This window comes from Arthrobacter sp. SLBN-112, assembly GCF_006715225.1.
In the GTDB taxonomy this organism is placed as follows: Bacteria; Actinomycetota; Actinomycetes; order Actinomycetales; family Micrococcaceae; genus Arthrobacter.
Map to the genome: position 1 here is coordinate 1,870,746 of NZ_VFMU01000001.1, position 20,756 is coordinate 1,891,501.

General features: G+C 63.1%; 9 protein-coding genes and 3 rRNA genes. 9 read left to right on the forward strand and 3 right to left on the reverse strand.

The window, feature by feature from the left end; all coding sequences use genetic code 11:
* Positions 1-2: 2 nt before the first annotated feature.
* Together FBY33_RS08810 and FBY33_RS08815 are read left to right on the forward strand one after the other, a co-directional pair.
* The gene (locus FBY33_RS08810) at positions 3-494 is read left to right on the forward strand and encodes a ribonuclease domain-containing protein (RefSeq protein ID WP_142030244.1); all 492 of its coding nucleotides are present in this window, start codon (positions 3-5) and stop codon (positions 492-494) included.
* 7 nt (positions 495-501) lie between these two features.
* Positions 502-858: a barstar family protein gene (locus FBY33_RS08815; RefSeq protein ID WP_142030245.1), complete on the forward strand. Its 357-nt coding sequence runs from the start codon at positions 502-504 to the stop codon at positions 856-858.
* A gap of 40 nt (positions 859-898) precedes the next feature.
* Here FBY33_RS08815 and FBY33_RS08820 read toward each other — a convergent pair whose 3' ends face one another.
* Both FBY33_RS08820 and glgP read right to left on the reverse strand, forming a co-directional pair.
* Positions 899-2,686, reverse strand: a complete 1,788-nt coding sequence (locus tag FBY33_RS08820; protein ID WP_142030246.1) for a thiamine pyrophosphate-requiring protein — start codon at positions 2,684-2,686, stop codon at positions 899-901.
* A 63-nt stretch (positions 2,687-2,749) separates the two neighbouring features.
* Positions 2,750-5,368, reverse strand: coding sequence for an alpha-glucan family phosphorylase (gene glgP / locus FBY33_RS08825; RefSeq protein WP_200831342.1), 2,619 nt, complete (start codon positions 5,366-5,368; stop codon positions 2,750-2,752).
* Positions 5,369-5,559: 191 nt separating this feature from the next.
* Here glgP and FBY33_RS08830 point away from each other — a divergent pair, with 191 nt between their 5' ends.
* The 7 genes from FBY33_RS08830 to FBY33_RS08860 all read left to right on the forward strand — a co-directional run bounded on the left by FBY33_RS08830 (position 5,560) and on the right by FBY33_RS08860 (position 19,691).
* Positions 5,560-7,602, forward strand: a complete 2,043-nt coding sequence (locus FBY33_RS08830; RefSeq protein WP_142032680.1) for an alpha-1,4-glucan--maltose-1-phosphate maltosyltransferase — start codon at positions 5,560-5,562, stop codon at positions 7,600-7,602.
* Positions 7,599-9,392 (forward strand): maltose alpha-D-glucosyltransferase, encoded by a 1,794-nt coding sequence (treS, locus tag FBY33_RS08835; protein ID WP_142030247.1) that lies wholly within the window; start codon positions 7,599-7,601, stop codon positions 9,390-9,392. Before FBY33_RS08830 ends, treS begins: the two co-directional genes overlap by 4 nt.
* A 1-nt stretch (position 9,393) precedes the next feature.
* Positions 9,394-13,077 (forward strand): 1,4-alpha-glucan branching enzyme, encoded by a 3,684-nt coding sequence (locus FBY33_RS08840; protein WP_142030248.1) that lies wholly within the window; start codon positions 9,394-9,396, stop codon positions 13,075-13,077.
* Between the two features lie 476 nt (positions 13,078-13,553).
* A 16S ribosomal RNA gene (locus FBY33_RS08845) occupies positions 13,554-15,075 on the forward strand.
* 518 nt (positions 15,076-15,593) lie between these two features.
* Positions 15,594-18,731, forward strand: a 23S ribosomal RNA gene (locus FBY33_RS08850).
* A gap of 172 nt (positions 18,732-18,903) precedes the next feature.
* Positions 18,904-19,020: ribosomal RNA gene (gene rrf, locus FBY33_RS08855) — 5S ribosomal RNA — on the forward strand.
* Together the 16S, 23S and 5S rRNA genes form the textbook arrangement of a ribosomal RNA operon.
* Before the next feature lie 155 nt (positions 19,021-19,175).
* A complete protein-coding gene (locus FBY33_RS08860; RefSeq protein ID WP_142030249.1) occupies positions 19,176-19,691 on the forward strand; it encodes a hypothetical protein in 516 nt (171 codons plus the stop codon).
* An 8-nt stretch (positions 19,692-19,699) separates the two neighbouring features.
* Here FBY33_RS08860 and FBY33_RS08865 read toward each other — a convergent pair whose 3' ends face one another.
* The gene (locus FBY33_RS08865) at positions 19,700-20,755 is read right to left on the reverse strand and encodes a LacI family DNA-binding transcriptional regulator (RefSeq protein WP_142030250.1); all 1,056 of its coding nucleotides are present in this window, start codon (positions 20,753-20,755) and stop codon (positions 19,700-19,702) included.
* Between the last annotated feature and the right edge of the window lies 1 nt (position 20,756).

Consider the following 20,756-nt stretch of genomic DNA (forward strand, 5'->3'; position numbering starts at 1 on the left):
CAATGCGCAACCGCTCCATCCTTCCCTTGCTCCTGGCCGCCCTGGTGGTGCTGGCCTTGGTGGCGTTCGGCGGCGCCGGGCTGCTGGGCCAGCAATCGGAACGGGCGACGCCGGAAACGGCTTCCAGCCCCACCCCCACACCGGGCGGGCCGGCCACGTCCGCGGCAGCGAAGCAGCAGTCCCCGCCACAGCGGAGCGCCAATCCTTCCAGCCTGCCGGAGATCCGCGAATCGGCCCTGCCCGCGGAGGGCCGCCGGGTGCTGGGGCTGATCCGGGCGGGTGGTCCGTTCCGGTACAGCCAGGATGACGAGGTGTTCGGCAACTTTGAGCGGGTCCTGCCCGTCCGGAACCGCGGCTACTACCGCGAGTACACCGTTCCCACTCCCGGGGAAGCGGACCGGGGTGCGCGGCGCATCGTGGCCGGCGAAGGCGGGGAGAAGTATTACACCAGTGACCACTACGCAACGTTCAAGTACATAGCGGAAGGCAACTAGCACAACCATGAAAATTTTCTCCGGCGACACTTGGACCCTGGAAGAACTGCAGGAACAGGTGGCCGACGCCGGCCGGCGCAGCGTGGTGGTCCCTCCCGCGGACAGCAAACGCGCCGTCCTGGAAACCTTCGGTGAGGTCCTGGACTTTCCTGAACACTACGGCGTGAACCTGGACGCGCTGAACGATTCGCTCCACGACTTTGCCGACAGCATCACCGACAACGGCAACCCGCCCGTCACGGTCCTCTGGCAGGTGGCGGCCCCGTTCCGCAGCGACAGGTCGTTTGGCATCATCTGCGAAATCCTGCAGGACGCCGAACGGTACGCGGGCAAGGACCTTGCCGTCACCGCCGTGCTGCTCTGAAGCCGGCGGCCTGCCCTAACGCCGTCCCAGGCTTCCGCGGCTAGCCCTCGCGGCGTTCCTCGTGCGAGACGTAGGTGTCCAGCAGCGCTGAGGCCCGGCCGCCGTCGTCCTCCGCCGCCAGTCCCTTGCGCATGCTTTCCGCCTTCTGGCGCCCTGCCGGGAACGGCGGAAGCAGCGGGATTTCGGGGTCGGTCAGGACTTCGATCACCACCGGGCAGTCCGCTGCGAACGCCTGGTCCCATGCCTCTGCGATCCGTTCCGGGTCCTCCACCCGGATGCCCTTCAGTCCCAGCAGGTCCGCGTAGGCGGCGAACGGAAAGTCCGGCAGTTCCTGGCTTGCGGCAAAGCGAGGCTCGGCCTCCGACTCGCGCTGCTCCCACGTGACCTCGGTGAGCTCCCGGTTGTTGAAGACGCACACCACGAACCTCGGATCCTGCCAGCCGCGCCAGCGGTGCGCCACCGTGACCAGTTCGGCCGTGCCCAGCATCTGCATGGCGCCGTCTCCGGCCAGGGCCACCAAGGGGCGGTCCGGATGCGCCAGCTTGGCGGCGAGCCCGTACGGGATGGCGCAGCCCATGCTGGCAAGCGTCCCGGACAGATGCGCCGGGACGCCCAGGGGCAGCATCAGTTGCCGGGCGTACCAGTAAACGCAGCTTCCGACGTCGACACTCAGCTGGGAGTTCTCCGGCAGCCTGCCGTTGAGCTCCCGGACCACGCGTTCGGGATTGACAGGGCTGGCGGGCACTGCGGCCCGGTCTGCCGAGAGGATGCGCCAGCGGCTGACTTCCTCCTCCACGGCTGAACGCCATGGCGTGCGTGCGCGGTGTTCCAGCCGTTGGTTCAAAGCTTCCAGGGCAGACGCGGCGTCTCCCGCCAGGCCCACCTCCACGGGGTACCGGTTGCCGATCTTCTTCTCATCGATGTCGATCTGCACGGCCCGGGCGGCCCCCGGCGGCGGGTAGAACTCCGTCCAGGGGTCGTTGGAACCCACGATGAGCAGCGCGTCGCAGTTGCCCAGCAGGTAGGCACTCGCCGTGGTGCCAAGGTGGCCCATGGTCCCCACCGCGAAGGGCAGGTCCTCATCCACGTAGGGCTTGCCCAGCAGGCTGGTGGCGATTCCGGCCCCAAGCTTTTCCGCCACGGCCACAACTTCCCCGGCGGCATGCCTGGCGCCCTGGCCCACCAGGAGGGCCACGCGCTCCGCAGAATTAAGGAGGGCGGCTGCGGCGGCCAGGTCCTCCTCCCGCGGGGTCTTGGCTGCAGCACTCCAGGAGGGGGCAGTGACGACGATGCCGTGCTGCTGTTCCAGCTGCGGGGCGGGAGCGGACTGCACGTCGTGCGGAATGATGACCACGCAGGGGGAGGAGGTGGCCTTCGCCGTCCGGAAGGCACGGTCCAGCACCATGGGCACCTGCTCCGGTGCACTGACCTGCTGTACGAACTGCGACGCGACGTCCTTGAACAGCGCCATGAGGTCGATTTCCTGCATGTAGGCCGAACCCAGAACCGTGCGGCTCTGCTGTCCCACGATGGCCACCACCGGCACGCCGTCCAGCTTTGCGTCGTACAGGCCGTTGAGCAGGTGGACGGCGCCGGGGCCTTGGGTGGAGGTCACCACCCCCACGCCGCCGGTGTACTTGGCGTGGCCCACGGCCATGAAGGCTGCCGACTCCTCGTGCCGGGCCTGGACGAACTCCACCTGGCCGTCGGTCCGGCGCAGGGCACCCATGAACCCGTTGATGCCGTCCCCGCTGTAGCCGAAGACCCGGCCAACACCCCATGTGGTGAGGCGCTCCACGATGACATCGGCCACTGTACGTTCGGTCATTGAGCCCTCCTGCGTCGGGTCGGTTCCGTGTCTGCCAGGAGCCTTACCCATCCGGCCAGGGGGCTAAGCGTTGACGATCAGTCCCAGTTCCGCTTTCGAGGCCAGGGCTTCATGCCGGGGGAGTACGCGGACGGTGTATCCGAAAGGTCCCGAGCGGTCGATGACCAGCGAACCGCTGAACAGGTGCCGTCCGCTGCCCAGGTCCTCCTTCACCTGCAGCTCCATCATGGTGATGTCCGCAAGGGCGTCGTTTTCCTCCGCCCGGCCGTAGGCCACTTCCACGGAGACGTCGTCGGGGGTCAGCGCGTTCAGGGCCACGTAGGCGTTGACCTGGAGGGTATCGCCGATCTGCGGATCCTCCGATACGCCCACCGAGTCCACATGTTCCACGTGCACCTGAGGCCAGGCCCCGCGGACCTTGGCAGACCAGGATGCCAGGGCACGGGCCTGGGCGTACGAGTTGGCCGTGGCGCTGCGGCCGGCTTCCGCGGCGGGGCGGTACAGGATGTTCACGTAGTCACGGAGCATGCGTTCCGCGGACACGGCCGGGCCCAGGTGGGACAGGGTGTGCTTGATCATGGACACCCAGTGCGTGGGGACCTTCTCGCTCCTGGTGGTCGAGGGCCCCGCAGCTCCTGCCCCTTCGGACACCGTGCTCCCGTAGAAGCGGGGGGCCACCTGCGTCTCCAGCAGCTCGTACAGGGCTGCAGCCTCAATGTCGTCGCGTTCCTCGGGCGAGGCATCGTTGTTGGCGGTGGGGATGGCCCAGCCGTTCTCGCCGTCGTACATCTCGTCCCACCACCCGTCCAGGACGGACAGGTTCAGCGACCCGTTCAGCGCCGCCTTCATGCCGGAGGTCCCGCAGGCCTCCAGCGGCCGCAGCGGGTTGTTCAGCCAGACGTCGCAGCCGGGGAACAGGGTCCTGGCCATGGCGATGTCGTAGTTGGGCAGGAACGCGATGCGGTGCCGCACCTCGGGATCGTCCGTGAAGCGCACCAGGTCCTGGATCATCTTCTTCCCGGCGTCATCGGCGGGGTGGGACTTTCCGGCAATGACCAGCTGGATGGGGTGCTCCTTGTGCAGGAGCAGTGCCTTGAGCCGCGCCGGCTCGCGCAGCATCAGCGTGAGCCGCTTGTACGTGGGCACCCGGCGGGCAAACCCGATGGTCAGCACATCCGGGTCCAGGACGTTGTCCGTCCAGCCCAGCTCGGCGTCGGCCGCGCCGCGCTTCTTCCAGGCAGCCCGCAGCCTCCGGCGGACATCCTCCACCAGCGCGGCCCGCATCTCCCGGCGCAAAGCCCAGACATCGGCGTCGCTGACGTTGTAGGCCAGGTCCCATTTGCCCAGCGCTTCCGCCTCGCTGCCGAACTGGTCGCGGGCCAGCTTGGAAATGCGGCTGTCCACCCAGGTGGGCACGTGCACGCCGTTGGTCACGGAGGTAATGGGCACCTCGGAGTGGTCGAAGCCCGGCCACAGCGCGGAGAACATGCCGCGGGACACTTCGCCGTGGAGCTTGGCCACGCCGTTGGCGCGCTGGGCCAGGCGCAGGCCCATCACCGCCATGTTGAACACCGCCGGGTTGCCGTCCGCGTAGTTTTCGCGGCCCAGCTCCAGGATCCGGTCCACGGGGACCGCGGGCGCCAGTCCGGCCTGGAAGAAGTGGCTGATCTGGTTAATTTCGAACCTGTCAATGCCGGCAGGGACGGGGGTGTGCGTGGTGAAGACCGTGGAGGCGCGCCCGGCGGCCAGCGCTTCGTCGAACGTCAGCGCCTGTTCCCCGGACATCAGCTCCTGGATGCGTTCGATCCCGAGGAAGCCTGCGTGCCCTTCGTTGGTGTGGAACACCTCTGGTGCGGCGCACCCCGTCAGCTTCTGGAAGGCGCGCAGGGCCTTGACCCCGCCCATGCCCAGCAGCAGCTCCTGCTGCAGCCGGTGGTCGCCGCCGCCGCCGTACAGCCGGTCCGTGATGCTGCGGGCGGCGTCGTCGTTGCCCGGCACGTTGGAGTCCAGCAGGAGCAAGGGAACGCGTCCGACGTCGGCACGCCAGATATGTGCCAGCAGGCGCCTTCCGTTGGGGAGGGGGAGGGAGATTTGCAGGGCTTTGCCGTTGCCGTCAGGGGAGGGTTCGCGGAGCAGGGTCAGGGGCAGCCCGTCCGGATCGAGGACGGGGTAGGTCTCCTGCTGCCAGGCATCGCGGGACAGTGACTGCTTGAAATAGCCGGCCTGGTACAGCAGGCCCACACCGATCAGGGGAACGCCCAGGTCCGAGGCCGCCTTCAGGTGGTCGCCGGCCAGGATGCCCAGGCCGCCGGAATACTGGGGGAGCACCTCGGTGATGCCGAACTCGGGGGAGAAGTAGGCGATGGACGCGGGTGCTTCCGGGCCCAGGCCCTGGTACCAGCGCGGTTCCTGAAGGTACCGGTCAAGGTCCTCCTCGGCGGCGCGCACCCGGTCCACCACCGACTGGTCAGCGGCGAACTGCTGGAGTTCCTCGCGGCTGACCATTCCCAGGAAGCCCACGGGGTCCTGCCCGCTTTCCTCCCAGAGGCGCGGGTTCAGCCCGGCGAAAAGTTCGCGGGTGGGGCGGTGCCAGGACCACCGCAAATTGCTGGCCAGCCGGGCCAGTGGCCTGATGGGCTCGGGGAGGACTGTACGGACCGTAAACCTGCGGATTGCCTTCACCTGCGTCACACTAACCGACAACATGCGCGGCTGGAACCAGCTTTCTGTTTCTTTTGGGTAAATGACAGGGGCATGAAGAAATTGGGCCGCGGCACGGCGAATTTAGTGAGCACGCTTAGCAATTCCGCCCGTTTCTCGCTAACGTCGAGCCTGTGACGACTAACTTAGGAACCAGTGCCGCATCCACCAAAATGCCCCAGCGCCGTTTCACCGAGGGCCTGCGGTTCGGACGTTTTCCCATTACCGATGTGCAGCCCGTCGTCGAGGGCGGCAGGTTTCCGGCCAAAGCCCTGCCCGGCGAGGCTATCGTGGTGGGCGCCACGGCCTTCCGCGAAGGGCATGACCAGCTCGGTGTCAGCGCCGTGCTCCTGGACCCGTCCGGTGCAGAGCGCCAGCGTGTGCGGCTTGCGCCGCCCCGCGGGGAACGTGGCATGGGAACAGACCGCTGGGAAGGCGTGCTCACGCCGTCGGAAACCGGGAACTGGTCCTTCGTCATCGAAGCCTGGCATGACCGGTACGGGACGTGGCACCACAATGCCGAGGTGAAGATCGACGCAGGGATCGACGTCGAACTCATGCTCGCCGAAGGTGCCAAACTGCTGGGCGAAGCGTCCGCGGACGGCTCCCGCAGCGAGGCGGACAGGGAAACGTTGCGCTGGGTCGCGGACCGGCTGGCGGACGGGTCCCTCAGTCCGGAGGAGCGCCTCGCGGCCGGGTTCAGCCAAGGGGTGGCGGACATCGTTGCCCGCCAGCCCATCCGTGAAATGGTGACTGTTTCGGAGAAGTTCCCCCTGCTGGTGGAGAGGGACCGGGCCGGCCGGGGTGCCTGGTACGAGTTCTTCCCCCGTTCTGAAGGTGCCGTGAAGGACCACAACACGGGCGCCTGGACATCGGGGAACTTCCGGACCGCGGCAAACCGGCTCGACGCCGTGGCCGCCATGGGGTTCGACGTCCTGTACATGCCGCCCATCCATCCCATCGGCGTGCAGTACCGCAAGGGACCCAACAACACCCTCGTGGCAGGCCCCAATGATCCCGGCTCCCCCTGGGCCATTGGAGCCAAGGAGGGCGGCCACGATGCCATCCATCCCGACCTCGGTACCTTTGAGGACTTCGACGCCTTCGTGGCGCGGGCCAACGAGCTGGGCCTGGAAGTTGCACTGGACCTTGCGCTCCAGGCGGCCCCGGACCACCCCTGGGTGCAGTCCCATCCTGAGTGGTTCACAACCCGGGTGGACGGCAGCATTGCCTACGCGGAAAACCCGCCCAAGAAGTACCAGGACATATATCCGCTCAATTTCGATAATGATCCGGAAGGCCTTTCGCAGGAAATCCTGCGGATTGTGCTGTTGTGGGTCAGCCACGGGGTAAAGATTTTCCGGGTGGATAACCCGCACACCAAACCTGTGTGGTTCTGGGAATGGCTTATTGCGGAGGTGGATAAGGCGGTGCCCGGCGTGGTGTTCCTCGCCGAGGCCTTCACCCGGCCCGCCATGATGCACGCACTGGGCAGGGCCGGCTTCCAGCAGTCCTACACCTACTTCACCTGGCGCAACACCAAGGAGGAGATCGAGGAGTACTTCGAGGAAGTCAGCCACGAATCCCCGGCGTTCTTCCGCCCCAACTTCTTCGTCAACACCCCGGATATCCTCACGGAATACCTCCAGTACGGCGGCCCCCCTGCGTTCCGGATCCGGGCGGCCCTTGCCGCCACCGGAAGCCCGCTGTGGGGTGTCTATGCCGGCTACGAACTGTACGAACACGTCGCCCGGCCCGGCGCCGAGGAGTACATCGACAACGAGAAGTTCGAGTACAAGGCCCGCGACTGGGATGCGGCCGCGGAATCCGGGCGCTCGCTGGCGCCGTACATCACCCGGCTCAACCACATCCGGCGGGACCACCCTGCGCTGCTGGACCTGCAGAACCTGACGGTCCACCAAAGCACGGACGAGTCCACCGTGGTCTACTCCAAGCACAAGACCCTTCCCGACGGGTCCAAGGACACCATCATCGTGGTGGTCAACGTGGACCCCCACGTCACCAAGGAATGCAGTGTGGTCCTCGACCTGGCAGCCCTGGAGCTGGACCCGCAGGACCGAACCCCGGGCGGCGGCTTCTACGTGGACGACCTGGTCTCCGGCCAAAGCTGGGAGTGGGGCGAGTACAACTACGTGCGGCTTGACCCGCACGTGGAACCGGCCCACATCCTGAGCGTGAGGAGAATGCATTCGTGAATTTCAATCCGCAAAGTTCCGGCCACTTCACCCCAAAGAGCACGTTCGAGCTAAATGCGCCTGGCCTCCAGCATGATCCGCTGTGGTACCGCAAGGCCGTGTTCTATGAGGTACTTGTCAGGGCCTTTGCGGATGCCAACGGCGATGGGTCCGGGGATTTCTCCGGACTCATCGACCGGCTGGACTACCTGCAGTGGCTGGGCGTGGACTGCCTGTGGCTGCCACCGTTCTTCCAGTCACCGCTGCGCGACGGCGGCTACGACATCTCCGACTACAACTCGGTCCTGGACGAATTCGGCACGATCAGCGATTTCAAGCGGCTTGTGGCCGAAGCCCATGCCCGCGGCGTCCGGGTCATCATCGACCTGCCGTTGAACCACACCTCGGACCAGCACCCCTGGTTCCAGGAATCACGGAAGGATCCTGACGGCCCCTTCGGAGACTTCTACGTCTGGAGCGACACGGACGAGAAGTACCAGGACGCGCGCATCATCTTCGTTGACACCGAGGAATCGAACTGGACTTTCGATCCCATCCGGCGCCAGTTCTTCTGGCACCGTTTCTTCAGCCACCAGCCGGACCTGAACTTCGAAAACCCCAAGGTGATCGACGCGCTCTTCGATGTGGTCCGGTTCTGGCTGGACCAGGGCATTGACGGGTTCCGCGCGGACGCCATCCCCTACCTCTACGAGGAGGAAGGGACCAACTGCGAGAACCTTCCGGCAACCCACGAGTTCCTCCGACGGCTCCGCACCATGGTGGACGAAAGCTACCCCGGGCGCGTCATTATCGCTGAGGCCAACCAGCCGCCCAACGAAGTGGTGGAGTACTTCGGCACCGAGGACGAACCCGAATGCCACATGGCGTTCCACTTCCCCATCATGCCGCGCCTCTACTACGCACTCCGGGACCAGAAAGCCGCGCCCATCATCGAAACCATGCGCGACACCCCGGACATCCCGGAGGGCGCACAGTGGGGCACGTTCCTCCGCAACCACGACGAGCTGACCCTGGAAATGGTCACTCCGGACGAGCGTGCCGCCATGCTGGGCTGGTACGCCCCGGATCCGAGAATGCGTGCCAATATTGGCATCCGGCGCAGGCTGGCGCCGCTGCTGGATAATTCGCGGGCCGAGATCGAGTTGATCAATGCCCTCCTGCTCTCGCTTCCGGGCAGCCCGTTCCTGTACTACGGGGACGAGATCGGCATGGGGGACAACATCTGGCTCGAGGACCGCGACGCCGTCCGTACCCCCATGCAGTGGAACCCGGACCGGAACGCGGGCTTCTCCCACGCGGACCCAGGCAAGCTGTACCTGCCACCCATCCAGTCGCTGGTCTACAACTACGGCATGGCCAACGTCGAGGCCGAGGCCGCCCACTCCGGGTCCCTGCTGCGCTGGACCCGGCAGATCCTCAGCGTCCGCAAGAACCACCCCGCGTTCGGGTTGGGCGGGTTCAAGCACGTCGAGGCAGACCATGACGCCGTCCTGGCCTACCTGCGCGAACTGCCGGACAGCAACCCCGCCGGCGTCAACGGCGAAACCATCCTGTGCGCCTTCAACCTCTCCCAGCACCCCGTCGCTGCCACATTGCGCATCCCCGAATACGCCGGGCGCGGGTTGCGTGACGTCTTTGGCGGACAGGTCTTCCCCGGCATCGGCGACGACGGCACCCTCACCCTGACCATCGGAAGCCACGATTTCTTCTGGCTCCGGATGCGCTCGGCGGGTTCCAGTCCGTCGTCGCCCTACACCCAGGCCATGCCCATCCTGTCGATAGAGAACTGAGATGAACCAGCCAATCCTCACTCCCGCCCTCACCGCGCTGCTCAAGGAATGGCTGCCGCAGCAGCGGTGGTTCCCCGTCAAAAGGCCGGATTTCACCATCTCCCAGGCCGGCAGCCTGGGCCTGGAGGACCCGAGCGGGCACGCCGCGCTGGCCGTGTTCCTCCTCAACGTCACCATTGACGGGCCCGACGGCGGCCCGCGCACCGCCGTGGTCCAGGTCCCCTTGAGCTTCCGGCCGGCACCTGCCGGCGGCATGGAACGCGCGCTGATAGGCGAAGCCGCGGGGATGGATCCCACGCGCCCCTGGGTCTACGACGCCGTGCACGATCCCGACTTCGTGGGCGCCTGGCTCGACCTCATCCGGGAAGAGTCAAAGGCCACGAGCGGCACTGCCACCGGATTCCGGGTGGAAGGGCCCCACCGCCTGCCCACGGCCAAGGGCGTGGTGAAGGTGCTCTCGGGTGAGCAGTCCAACAGTTCGGTCATCGTGGACGACGGCGAATCGGCCGCCATGGTGAAATTCTTCCGTGTCCTGTCGGACGGGACCAACCCGGAAATCGAGGTGGGTGCAGCCTTGACCAAGGCGGGCACCGCGGAAGTACCCGCCACCTTGGGCTGGGTTCGCGGCGAATGGCTCGGGAAGCCCGGCGACGCCGGAGAGGGCAGCCGTTACGTCCAGGGCGAGCTTGCCGTGGCCCACGAATTCCTCGCCGGCGGCCGTGACGCCTGGCGGCTGGCGGTGGACGCGGCCCGCTCCGGCACCGACTTCACGGCAGAAGCCCGCGCCCTGGGGGCGGCCACCGCCACGGTGCACAAGCGCATGGCGGAGGCACTGGGGCAAACAGCCGGGCCTGAACCCGAGGCGCCAGGGCCTGCTGTTGCCCACCGTGTCCGGACTGCCTGGGCAGAAGCCCGTGCCGCCGTCGGGCCGTACGACGACGCCCTGGACGCCCTGCTGGCCGGCCTGGACAAGGTTCCGGCCGGGCCCCTTCAGCGGATCCACGGCGACCTGCACCTGGGCCAGATCCTCCTTGTGACCGGGCAGTCCGGCGACGAGTCCCGCTGGGCCATCCTGGATTTCGAGGGTGAGCCCCTGCGTCCCATCGCCGAACGGAACGTCCCGGACGTACCACTGCGCGACGTGGTGGGAATGCTCCGGTCCTTCGACTACGCGGCCGGAGCTGCGCAGCGCGAGCAGGAAGGTGCGCAGGTCCCCGACAGCTGGGTTGATGACTGTTCCGATGCCTTCCTTGCCGGCTACGCGGGGGTCATTCCCGGCACGGTGGACCGGTCCTCGCCCCTGTTTGTGGCATTGTGGCTGGACAAAGCCCTGTACGAAGTTGTTTATGAAATGCGTAACAGGCCCGACTGGCTGGCGATTCCAGTAAACGCCTCCAGACGGCTCCTAAGCGGTAACGGCGCCGGCGATTACGCCGGCGCAGCATCGGAAGGTAACGAAATGACAGGCTCAGCACGAACTGACCGCCCGGGGGTGCCCCTGCACGTGGATGAAGGCACTCTGGGCAGGATCGCGAACGGTGAACACCACGCCCCCCACTCCGTCCTGGGCGCGCACCTGGACGACTACGGGCACGTCACCATCCGTACGGTGAAGCATCTGGCCGAAGCAATCACGGTGGTCACCCAGGCCGGTGAAGTGCCCATGCAGCACGAGGCCCACGGCGTATGGGTAGCGGTCCTGGAGCCGCTGGAACACGGCCACGTACCCGACTACCGGCTCACCGTCACTTACCCGGGCAAGGACCCGGTAACCGTTGATGAGCCCTACCGCTACCTGCCCACCGTAGGCGAAGTGGATCTGCACCTCATCGGCGAAGGCCGGCACGAGAAGCTGTGGCAGGTGCTCGGTGCCCACGTCCGGCACTACAAGTCGTCCCTTGGGGACGTCAACGGCGTGTCCTTCGCCGTCTGGGCCCCCAACGCCCAGGCTGTCCGCGTCAAGGGTGATTTCAACGCCTGGGACGGACGGGAAAACTCCATGCGGTCACTGGGTTCCTCCGGTGTCTGGGAAGTCTTCATCCCCGGCGTCCCGGCAGGCGCCTGCTACAAGTACGAGATCCTGACGCGCGGCGGCTACTGGGTTGAAAAAGCCGATCCGCTGGCGTTCGGAACGGAAGTTCCCCCGTTGACGGCATCCAGGGTGGTGGAACCTTCCTACGCCTTCAAGGACGACGAGTGGATGGAAGCGCGGGCCAAGCGTGACCCGCACAACTCGGCCATGAGCGTCTACGAAGTACACCTCGGATCCTGGCGCCTGGGCCTTGGCTATCGTGAACTCGCCAAGGAACTCGTGGACTACGTCAAGTGGCTCGGGTTCACGCACGTGGAATTCATGCCCGTCGCCGAGCACCCGTTCGGCGGTTCCTGGGGTTACCAGGTCACGTCCTACTTCGCCCCGACGTCCCGGTTCGGGCATCCTGACGAATTCCGCTACCTGGTGGACGCCCTCCACCAGGCGGGCATCGGCGTGCTGCTGGACTGGGTTCCCGCACACTTCCCCAAGGATTCCTGGGCGCTTGCCCAGTTCGACGGCGAGCCGCTGTACGAGCACGCGGACCCGAACCTGGGCGAACACCCTGACTGGGGTACGCTGATCTTCGATTTCGGCCGCACGGAAGTACGCAACTTCCTGGTGGCCAACGCCCTGTACTGGCTGGACGAGTTCCACATCGACGGCCTGCGCGTGGACGCCGTCGCTTCCATGCTGTACCTGGACTACTCCCGCGAGGAGGGTCAGTGGCAGCCCAACCGCTTCGGCGGCAGGGAAAACCTGGAAGCCATCTCCTTCCTGCAGGAAGTCAATGCCACCGTCTACAAGACGCACCCCGGCGCCGTCATGATTGCGGAAGAGTCCACGGCTTTCCCGGGCGTCACCGCTCCCACCAGCCACGGCGGCCTTGGTTTCGGCCTGAAGTGGAACATGGGCTGGATGCACGACTCCCTGAAGTACATTTCCGAGGACCCGTACAACCGCAAGTGGCACCACGGAACGGTCACGTTCTCCCTGGTCTACGCCTTCACCGAGAACTTCCTGCTGCCGATCAGCCACGACGAGGTTGTCCACGGCAAGGGCTCCATGCTCCGCAAGATGCCCGGTGACCGCTGGCAGCAGCTGGCCAACCTCCGCGCCTTCTTCGCCTACCAGTGGGCACATCCGGGCAAGCAGCTCATCTTCATGGGAACCGAGTTTGGCCAGGAAGCCGAGTGGTCCGAGCAGCACGGCCTGGACTGGTGGCTCGCGGACATCCCCGCCCACCGTGGACTTCAGTTGCTGACCAAGGACCTGAACGAGCTCTACGCTGCCACGCCCGCCCTCTACACCCAGGACAACGTTCCTGCCGGGTTCCAGTGGATCAACGGGGGAGACGCCGACCGGAACGTCCTGTCCTTCATCAGGCGGGACACCGAAGGCAATCCGATTGTCTGCGCCATCAACTTCTCCGGTACGCCGCACGTCGGCTACACCCTGGGAGTTCCCGTGGCCGGCGCGTGGACCGAGGTCCTGAACACGGACCACACCACCTACGGTGGGTCCGGTGTCCTGAACAGTGGAGAGCTGAAGGCCACGAAGGAAGCGCAGGATGGCCAGCCCGCCACATTGAGTGTCACGCTGCCCCCGCTGGGAGCGTCCTATTTCAAGCCCGGAACCTCATCCGCCGGCTGAGCCGGCCCCAGGGTTGTCCCGGTAGGGGTTAAGAACGAAAGGCCCGGAATCCGCGTGATTCCGGGCCTTTCGGGTGTTCGGGGGAGGCCTTCTGACGGCGGACTGGCGATCCCGAAGGAGTGGTGGTAGAGTTTATTTCCGCGCTGCTCCACGGAGTCAGACGGAAAATCGAACCCCCTAAAGCTTACGCTGAGGATGGTCGCGAACGCCGGTTTGACACGCAGGAGGTCAGCGGGTAAGTTTGAAAAGTTGCTCCGGAGCGATCCTGAACGAAAGTTTGGGTGGTGCCGGGTGTGTCTGTTGTTTGAGAACTCAATAGTGTGCCAAGTTTGTTGATACCGATTTTTTATAAATTGGTTGATTGTGCTGTGCCGCCACCCCGTGGTTGGCATGGTGTTTTTAGCTGGTTTCAAATTTTGCAGCTGTTTCTGCCGTTATTTCCGGTGGTTGTGGTTGTGTTTCGTTTTTGTTTTACTTCAACGGAGAGTTTGATCCTGGCTCAGGATGAACGCTGGCGGCGTGCTTAACACATGCAAGTCGAACGATGAAGCCCACTTGTGGGTGGATTAGTGGCGAACGGGTGAGTAACACGTGAGTAACCTGCCCTTGACTCTGGGATAAGCCTGGGAAACTGGGTCTAATACCGGATATGACCTTCCATCGCATGGTGGTTGGTGGAAAGCTTTTGTGGTTTTGGATGGACTCGCGGCCTATCAGCTTGTTGGTGGGGTAATGGCCTACCAAGGCGACGACGGGTAGCCGGCCTGAGAGGGTGACCGGCCACACTGGGACTGAGACACGGCCCAGACTCCTACGGGAGGCAGCAGTGGGGAATATTGCACAATGGGCGCAAGCCTGATGCAGCGACGCCGCGTGAGGGATGACGGCCTTCGGGTTGTAAACCTCTTTCAGTAGGGAAGAAGCGAAAGTGACGGTACCTGCAGAAGAAGCGCCGGCTAACTACGTGCCAGCAGCCGCGGTAATACGTAGGGCGCAAGCGTTATCCGGAATTATTGGGCGTAAAGAGCTCGTAGGCGGTTTGTCGCGTCTGCCGTGAAAGTCCGGGGCTCAACTCCGGATCTGCGGTGGGTACGGGCAGACTAGAGTGATGTAGGGGAGACTGGAATTCCTGGTGTAGCGGTGAAATGCGCAGATATCAGGAGGAACACCGATGGCGAAGGCAGGTCTCTGGGCATTAACTGACGCTGAGGAGCGAAAGCATGGGGAGCGAACAGGATTAGATACCCTGGTAGTCCATGCCGTAAACGTTGGGCACTAGGTGTGGGGGACATTCCACGTTTTCCGCGCCGTAGCTAACGCATTAAGTGCCCCGCCTGGGGAGTACGGCCGCAAGGCTAAAACTCAAAGGAATTGACGGGGGCCCGCACAAGCGGCGGAGCATGCGGATTAATTCGATGCAACGCGAAGAACCTTACCAAGGCTTGACATGAACCGGTAACGCCTGGAAACAGGTGCCCCGCTTGCGGTCGGTTTACAGGTGGTGCATGGTTGTCGTCAGCTCGTGTCGTGAGATGTTGGGTTAAGTCCCGCAACGAGCGCAACCCTCGTTCTATGTTGCCAGCACGTGATGGTGGGGACTCATAGGAGACTGCCGGGGTCAACTCGGAGGAAGGTGGGGACGACGTCAAATCATCATGCCCCTTATGTCTTGGGCTTCACGCATGCTACAATGGCCGGTACAAAGGGTTGCGATACTGTGAGGTGGAGCTAATCCCAAAAAGCCGGTCTCAGTTCGGATTGGGGTCTGCAACTCGACCCCATGAAGTCGGAGTCGCTAGTAATCGCAGATCAGCAACGCTGCGGTGAATACGTTCCCGGGCCTTGTACACACCGCCCGTCAAGTCACGAAAGTTGGTAACACCCGAAGCCGGTGGCCTAACCCCTTGTGGGAGGGAGCTGTCGAAGGTGGGACTGGCGATTGGGACTAAGTCGTAACAAGGTAGCCGTACCGGAAGGTGCGGCTGGATCACCTCCTTTCTAAGGAGCACCTCCAACCTTTTCCTGTCCTGGTGAATGCCGGGGTGGGGGGTTGTCAGGAAGCAAGCCCGCAGCATGGACGTTTGTTCCGTGGCGGGTGCTCATGGGTGGAATATCAACGAATAGGTGCCTGGTGGGATGAACCATTTGTGCTAGTACGGGCCGGCTCCTTTGTGGGTTGGTTCAGGAACGTTGTGTGGTTTGTTCTGCTGGGTAGTGTTTGGCACACTGTTGGGTCCTGAGGCAACAGGGCCGGGGGTTTTTGCCGTCGGTGCTTTGTTTCTGGTTTCCCTGCCATGACGTTCCCGCGCATGCCGGCTCCCTTTTGGGGGTTGTGTGCGGGGGTGTGTGGTGTGGGGTTGTTGTTTGAGAACTACATAGTGGACGCGAGCATCTTGTATAAGAAGCAATTTCCAAGATTAATGAACCTGGATCTGGCTGCGCTGTTGACATCCTTTTTGGGGTGTTGGGGTGTGGTTGGTTTTCGTGGTTCTCTCGAAAATGTTTTTGATCTTTGTGGTCAAGTTTTTAAGAGCACACGGTGGATGCCTTGGCATTAGGAGCCGAAGAAGGACGTAGGAATCTGCGATAAGCCTGGGGGAGTCGATAACCGGACTGTGATCCCAGGGTGTCCGAATGGGGAAACCCCGCCAAGCGCGCGAGTGACTTGGTGACCCGTACCTGAACACATAGGGTGCGTGGGGGGAACGCGGGGAAGTGAAACATCTCAGTACCCGCAGGAAGAGAAAACAATAGTGATTCCGTTAGTAGTGGCGAGCGAACGCGGATCAGGCTAAACCGTTCCATGTGTGATAGCCGGCGGGCGTTGCATGGTCGGGGTTGTGGGACTTTCCATACCAGTTCTGCCGGGCTGGTGGGGTGTGATGTGCGCGCATAGGTGAACGGTTTTGAAAGGCCGGCCAGAGAGGGTGTTAGTCCCGTAACCGTAATGTGTTTGTACCGCCTGTGAGAGTATCCCAAGTAGTACGGGGCCCGAGAAATCCCGTGCGAATCTGTCAGGACCACCTGATAAGCCTAAATACTCCCTAATGACCGATAGCGGACCAGTACCGTGAGGGAAAGGTGAAAAGTACCCCGGGAGGGGAGTGAAACAGTACCTGAAACCGTGTGCTTACAATCCGTCGGAGCCAGTCTGATTCTGGTGACGGCGTGCCTTTTGAAGAATGAGCCTGCGAGTTAGTGTTACGTCGCGAGGTTAACCCGTGTGGGGCAGCCGTAGCGAAAGCGAGTCTGAATAGGGCGTTGCAGTGGCGTGATCTAGACCCGAAGCGAAGTGATCTACCCATGGCCAGGTTGAAGCGACGGTAAGACGTCGTGGAGGACCGAACCCACTTCAGTTGAAAATGGAGGGGATGAGCTGTGGGTAGGGGTGAAAGGCCAATCAAACTTCGTGATAGCTGGTTCTCCCCGAAATGCATTTAGGTGCAGCGTTGCGTGTTTCTTGCTGGAGGTAGAGCTACTGGATGGCTAATGGGCCCTACAAGGTTACTGACGTCAGCCAAACTCCGAATGCCGGTAAGTGAGAGCGCAGCAGTGAGACTGTGGGGGATAAGCTTCATAGTCGAGAGGGAAACAGCCCAGACCACCAACTAAGGCCCCTAAGCGTGTGCTAAGTGGGAAAGGATGTGGAGTTGCGAAGACAACCAGGAGGTTGGCTTAGAAGCAGCCACCCTTAAAAGAGTGCGTAATAGCTCACTGGTCAAGTGATTCCGCGCCGACAATGTAGCGGGGCTCAAGTACACCGCCGAAGTTGTGGATTTCGGATTTTAGCTAAGCCGCCCCTTGTGGGTTGGTTCAGGCGTCCGGAGTGGTAGGGGAGCGTCGTGTGGGCGGTGAAGTCGCGGTGTAAACCAGCGGTGGAGCCTACACGAGTGAGAATGCAGGCATGAGTAGCGAAAGACGGGTGAGAAACCCGTCCGCCGAATGATCAAGGGTTCCAGGGTCAAGCTAATCTGCCCTGGGTAAGTCGGGACCTAAGGCGAGGCCGACAGGCGTAGTCGATGGACAACGGGTTGATATTCCCGTACCGGCGAAAAACCGCCCATGCTGAGCGGGGGATACTAACTGCCCGAAACCTGCCCGACCGTCCTTTGGATGGAAGGGTTTTGGTGGAGCGCAGGACCTGATCCCGGGAGGCAAGCGTATTAACAGGTGTGACGCAGGAAGGTAGCCGAGCCGGGCGATGGTTGTCCCGGTCTAAGGATGTAGGGCGAGTGGTAGGCAAATCCGCCACTCACGTGCCTGAGATCTGATGGGACCCCCGTTTGGGGGGGATTTGGTGATCCTATGCTGCCGAGAAAAGCATCGACGCGAGGTTTTAGCCGCCCGTACCCCAAACCGACACAGGTGATCAGGTAGAGAATACCAAGGCGATCGAGAGAATTATGGTTAAGGAACTCGGCAAAATGCCCCCGTAACTTCGGGAGAAGGGGGGCCCCAACCTTGATGGACACTTGCTGTCCGGAGGGGATCGGGGCCGCAGAGACCAGGGGGAAGCGACTGTTTACTAAAAACACAGGTCCGTGCGAAGTCGCAAGACGATGTATACGGACTGACTCCTGCCCGGTGCTGGAAGGTTAAGAGGACCGGTTAGCCGCAAGGCGAAGCTGAGAATTTAAGCCCCAGTAAACGGCGGTGGTAACTATAACCATCCTAAGGTAGCGAAATTCCTTGTCGGGTAAGTTCCGACCTGCACGAATGGAGTAACGACTTCCCCGCTGTCTCAACCATAAACTCGGCGAAATTGCAGTACGAGTAAAGATGCTCGTTACGCGCAGCAGGACGGAAAGACCCCGAGACCTTTACTATAGTTTGGTATTGGTGTTCGGAGTGGCTTGTGTAGGATAGGTGGGAGACGTTGAAGCCCGGACGCCAGTTCGGGTGGAGTCATCGTTGAAATACCACTCTGGTCACTTTGGACATCTAACTTCGGCCCGTAATCCGGGTCAGGGACAGTGCCTGATGGGTAGTTTAACTGGGGCGGTTGCCTCCTAAAAAGTAACGGAGGCGCCCAAAGGTTCCCTCAGCCTGGTTGGCAATCAGGTGTCGAGTGTAAGTGCACAAGGGAGCTTGACTGTGAGAGAGACATCTCGAGCAGGGACGAAAGTCGGGACTAGTGATCCGGCGGTACATTGTGGAATGGCCGTCGCTCAACGGATAAAAGGTACCTCGGGGATAACAGGCTGATCTTGCCCAAGAGTCCATATCGACGGCATGGTTTGGCACCTCGATGTCGGCTCGTCGCATCCTGGGGCTGGAGTAGGTCCCAAGGGTTGGGCTGTTCGCCCATTAAAGCGGTACGCGAGCTGGGTTTAGAACGTCGTGAGACAGTTCGGTCCCTATCCGCTGCGCGCGCAGGAAATTTGAGAAGGGCTGTCCTTAGTACGAGAGGACCGGGACGGACGAACCTCTGGTGTGTCAGTTGTACTGCCAAGTGCACCGCTGATTAGCTACGTTCGGATGGGATAACCGCTGAAAGCATCTAAGCGGGAAGCTCGCTTCGAGATGAGATTTCCATACACCCTCGGGTGTGAGAGGCCCCCAGCCAGACCACTGGGTTGATAGGCCGGATGTGGAAGCGAGGACTAACGACTCGTGAAGCTGACCGGTACTAATAGGCCAACAACTTACACCACACAGATATATACAAAACTCTGCTTGCGTCCACTATGTGGTTCCCAACCAACAACCCCGCCCAACGGGTCACGTGTTGAACAGGAACCAACAACTGAATAACAACACCACAATGTTGTAACCACAAGATTTCCCACACCCACCAAAACACCGGGGGTGTCCGGGACAAAGGGTTACGGCGGTCATAGCGTGGGGGAAACGCCCGGTCCCATTCCGAACCCGGAAGCTAAGACCCACAGCGCCGATGGTACTGCACCCGGGAGGGTGTGGGAGAGTAGGTCACCGCCGGACACACATTAACTAGGGCCCTGACAAGGAATGTCAGGGCCCTAGTGCTTTAACCATGCTGTGCTTTAACCATGCTGTGCTTCAGCCACGCATCACCGAGGCCACGTCTCTCGCCGGCAGGCCGCTCCGCCCGGCCGCCCCAGGTAGAGTAGTCCCTCATGAGCAGCATCTTCAGCCACGCACAGGATCCTTTTGAAGACGCCGGGCAGCGGGCAACTGATCCCTTGGAACCGGTGGTGAACACCGTCGTTGTCCCGGGCCCCGTCGCCCGGGCTTTTGCTGGCTTTACCGACCACCCACACCTGTGGTGGCCCTTGGACCAGCATGGCGTCTATGGTGCAGGCTCATATGTCGAATTTGAAGAGAACCTGATCCTCGAAACCGCAGACGACGGCCGCACCAGCATCTGGGGAACCCTTGATGACTGGCAGCCGCCGCTCTCGTTCCACGCCAGCTGGCATCCCGGCACCACGGCACTGTGGTCCACCGAGCTCCTGGTCGTGTTCCGCGCCCTCGATGCGGGAACTGAGGTCCGGGTCTTCCATGAAGGGTGGGAGGGCGCCGAGGATCCTGCCGCCGCGCGTCAAGAGTACGTGGCGGCCTGGCCGCTGATCCTGGACAGGTATGCACGGTTCATGGGAGCGGGGGACACCCCGGATGACTCCCTGGGGTAACGCGTTGCCTAACCCCGGTGCTCCGCTGTGTCCGGCGGTACCGCGGTGCTGCTCCTGATCACAAACTCTGTCGGGTACTCCTGGTCCCGCGCTCCATCCCCTGCCGGGCCGCCGTCGGACCGCCCTCCGGGGCCGTCCAGCAAAGCCAACGCGGTGGCAGCCGCCAGCCTTCCCTGTCCCTTCGGATCCTGGCTGATGGTGGTCAGGCCGAACGTCTCTGCAAGTTCATGCCCGTCAATTCCCACGACGGAAAGGTCGCGCGGAACCTGAAGGCCGAAGTCCCTCGCGGCGAGCATGATGCCCACTGCCATCTCATCCGACGCCGCAAAAACTGCGGTGGGGCGTTCAGCGGAGGTTCCCAGCAGCCGGCGGCCCGCTGCGTAGGCGCCCTGGATGGTGAAGTCGGCCGTCGCCTGCCACTCGTGCCGCAGCGGCAGTCCCGCAGCCTCCATTGCCGCAGCAAACCCCTTTTGACGGAGCTGCGGAAGATTGAAGTCACGGTTCAGGGCCGCGTCCCCTGTGACATGGGCGATCCGGGTATGGCCCAGCCCAATCAGGTGCCGGGTGGCCATCATGGCCAGGCCCTCGTCGTCGATTCTTATGGTCGAGGCACCACGCAGCGCCCCTCCAATGCCCACGATGGGACGGTGCACGGCGAGTAACTGGCCGATTTCCTCCTCGCTGAGCACCAGTGCCACCGCGATGACCGCATCCAGGCGTTTCCGCAGCAGGAAGTCGTTGAGAATGCTGCTGCGGTGCTCCGGCTGCTCGCCCACGTTGTACAGCGTCAGGTCATAGCCGGCGTCCAGGAGGGATTCCGAAACACCCTCCAGGACCGAGGAGAAGTACCAGCGCTGGACGTTCGGTACCACCAGCCCGATGTTGTGGTTCCGTCCGGACGCGAGGCTGGACGCGTGGTACGAGGGGACGAACCCGAGTTCCCGCGCCGCCTCCTGGGCGAGGCGGCGGCTCCTGGACGAGACGTTGGACTTGCCGCTCAATGCCCGGGAGACGGTGGCTACGGACAGCCCGGCCCGGCTGGCAACTTCCTTGATGCCCGCCATT

Excerpts from the sequence above, each read along its gene's own strand:
- FBY33_RS08865 (WP_142030250.1), bottom strand. The coding sequence starts at position 20,755 with ATGGCGGGCATCAAGGAAGTTGCCAGCCGGGCCGGGCTGTCCGTAGCC.
- FBY33_RS08830 (WP_142032680.1), top strand. The coding sequence starts at position 5,560 with ATGCCCCAGCGCCGTTTCACCGAGGGCCTGCGGTTCGGACGTTTTCCC.
- FBY33_RS08840 (WP_142030248.1), top strand. The coding sequence starts at position 9,394 with ATGAACCAGCCAATCCTCACTCCCGCCCTCACCGCGCTGCTCAAGGAA.
- FBY33_RS08810 (WP_142030244.1), top strand. The coding sequence starts at position 3 with ATGCGCAACCGCTCCATCCTTCCCTTGCTCCTGGCCGCCCTGGTGGTG.
- FBY33_RS08815 (WP_142030245.1), top strand. The coding sequence starts at position 502 with ATGAAAATTTTCTCCGGCGACACTTGGACCCTGGAAGAACTGCAGGAA.
- FBY33_RS08860 (WP_142030249.1), top strand. The coding sequence starts at position 19,176 with ATGAGCAGCATCTTCAGCCACGCACAGGATCCTTTTGAAGACGCCGGG.
- FBY33_RS08820 (WP_142030246.1), bottom strand. The coding sequence starts at position 2,686 with ATGACCGAACGTACAGTGGCCGATGTCATCGTGGAGCGCCTCACCACA.